This window comes from Chitinimonas sp. (assembly GCF_041904975.1).
Classification (GTDB): domain Bacteria; phylum Pseudomonadota; class Gammaproteobacteria; order Burkholderiales; family Chitinimonadaceae; genus Chitinimonas.
Genome location: NZ_JAYRLZ010000419.1, coordinates 1 through 2,406, shown reverse-complemented (window position 1 = coordinate 2,406; position 2,406 = coordinate 1). Strand labels below are relative to the sequence as shown.

Sequence of the window (2,406 nt, the reverse complement as noted above, 5' to 3'; positions counted from 1 at the left end):
CATTGCAATTGCGCCGGAACCCGCTGCCGCATAGCTCAAACGGTCATCGCCAGACAACACGCCCACCCCACCGCGAATGACGCGCGCAAAGGGTCGATCGGCCAGCAGCGAAATGCAGCGCAATAAGGCATCATGCGAAACAATGCTGGTCGCCTCGCACGGCATGACAAAGTCGAGCTGGAAACACTGCGCGACATCACGCTGCCATGCCTCTGCGAACGCATCATGGCTATCGGATAGCACCGCCACAATGCGCGAATCGCGCTGGCGGTAGTCATCAACCACCGCCGCGAGGCGCGCCAAGGGCTGCGCGGGGAGCACAACGACCATGCGCCAGTCGGAATGACTTTGCCGGGCAAGCGAGTGGAAAAACTCGAGAAATTGACCGGGCTCTGCCGAGCGCGCATCAAGCAGCAGACCAAAAATAACGCGTGTATTCACCGAGTAGCCCTGCAATTTGATCTATCGAATGTGCGCTTGATCACAATTTGCCAAGCAGCCGTTGGAACAGCCATTTGCTCCCGGGAATCCAGCCAAGCAGACGCCCGAAACGCGCCCTGGCCTTGCGGTAGGGCGCCAACTCATTCTCCAGCACCGCTACCAAGGCCGAGACCTCGGCAAGCGCCTTGTCCTTATCCGCCACCGCCAGCTCGAATGCGTCGCGATAATGCGCGATATCGCGATGCGCCTGGTAGACCTCGCTCTCCACCGAGGCAATCACATCACGGCGCACCAACAGCAGACGTTGCTGCTGGGCCAGCTCGATGGCCTGCGCCGCCAACTGCGCCTCCAGCTCTGCCACCCGGCTTTCCTGCTGCAGGGCAGCAAAACCCTGCCCGCCACCTTGCTGCGCCGCCAGAGGATCGGTCAAGCGCGCCAGGATGGACACCCCGGCCGCCAGTTCACGACGCTTGGCAGCGCCCAGCGCGGTCAGTGCGGCAATCAACTCGGGCCGCAGCGCCAGCCGCCCGGCACCATGGTCATCGATGGCGGCCACCACCTCGGCCACCGTCGCCCCCGACAGGACCTGGCGCGCCTCGACCGGCACGCCGTCGAGGTAGGAAATCAGGAACCAGTGCAGCGAATACATCGGGTGCTGATAATCCTCCACCGCCTCTTCGACAATGTCGAAATGGCGGAACCAATGCTTCAAGCCCGACATGGTCGCGTTGAAATAATGGTTGGGATAGCCGTGCTCCGGCTGCAAAAACGCCGTGTCGATCTTGATCTCGGCGCCGGGTTTGCACACGCGGGCGATTTCGCGCACCACCGCATCGGGATATTTCAAATGCTCGAATACCGCTTGGCTCACCACTGCATCGAATGTGCCATCGCGAAACGGCAAGGCGTCGGCCGAAGCCACCACGTCGGTATGGGTAAACTTGAAGATATCGAGCTGCACCACATTGGGCTTGGTGAAATCCTTGCCGCCCGCGCCCAAGTCCAGCACCAGGCCGTCGGCATGGCGCGCCAGCAGCGCCAATGAGCCCGGCGCATAGGGATGATCCGATACCACCTCGGCGCGATAACGCTCGAAATCCTTGCCGGCATTGGGCATCAGGATGGGCACACCGTCCAGCAGCGGATAGCTTGCGCCACACGCCGTGCAGCAGGCCTCATCGGCAATGGACAGCTCGCCGCGACACGCAGGGCAAACGATCAGCGCGTGGATATCAGGTCGCATTGTTTGTGTTTACCCTTGTGAAGAAAGCCTGGAAAGCAGCATGAATACTGCCTGATTGATATGCGATCCACCGGCATGAGCGCGGCGAAAAGCCGACCATCCAGGCAAAAAAATGCCACCGGACTATATCAACCATTGCCTTGCACTAGCAAGCCGACGGCAGTCCGGCAAAGGCAGCCGGCACAGCCGGCGCCGGGAGGAATGCCGAAGAAGCGGACGACGACTCTGTTACAATTTGCGCCTTTTTGCCGTCCAGCAGCCCTGCACATGCCCGCCGCATCCGCGATCCGAATCGACAAGGTTTCCAAGCGCTATACGATCTATGCCTCGCCGCTCGACCGGCTGAAGCGACTATTCAAAGAACAGGACGAAAGCGGCGCCCATTGGGCCCTGCACGATGTCGATATCGACATCAGGCACGGCGAGGTGGTCGGCATCATCGGCCGCAATGGCGCGGGCAAGTCCACCCTGCTGCAGCTGGTATGCGGGACGGTGGCACCGAGCAGCGGCAGCGTGACGGTGGACGGGCGCATTGCCGCCCTGCTGGAACTGGGGGCCGGTTTCAACCCGGACTTTACCGGCCGCGAAAACGTCTATCTCAATGCCGCCATCCTTGGCCTGAGCCCGCGCGAGATCGACGAGCGCTTCGAGGCGATTGCCGCATTTGCCGATATCGGCGAATTCATCGACCGCCAGGTCAAGACCAACTCCAGCGGCATGAA

General features: G+C 61.4%; 3 protein-coding genes. 1 reads left to right on the top strand and 2 read right to left on the bottom strand.

Annotated features, from left to right (window positions below; all coding sequences use genetic code 11):
* Both ACE3OH_RS21660 and ACE3OH_RS21655 read right to left on the bottom strand, forming a co-directional pair.
* Positions 1-441, bottom strand: a 441-nt coding sequence (locus ACE3OH_RS21660) for a hypothetical protein (RefSeq protein ID WP_374358184.1), incomplete at its 3' end; no start/stop codon positions are given.
* 40 nt (positions 442-481) lie between these two features.
* Complete coding sequence (locus ACE3OH_RS21655; protein ID WP_374358181.1) at positions 482-1,684, bottom strand: methyltransferase domain-containing protein; 1,203 nt, start codon at positions 1,682-1,684, stop codon at positions 482-484.
* 267 nt (positions 1,685-1,951) lie between these two features.
* Here ACE3OH_RS21655 and ACE3OH_RS21650 point away from each other — a divergent pair.
* Positions 1,952-2,406, top strand: a 455-nt coding sequence (locus tag ACE3OH_RS21650; RefSeq protein WP_374358178.1) for an ABC transporter ATP-binding protein, incomplete at its 3' end; no start/stop codon positions are given.

Coding starts and splice junctions, on each gene's coding strand:
- ACE3OH_RS21655 (WP_374358181.1), bottom strand. CDS start 1,684: ATGCGACCTGATATCCACGCGCTGATCGTTTGCCCTGCGTGTCGCGGC.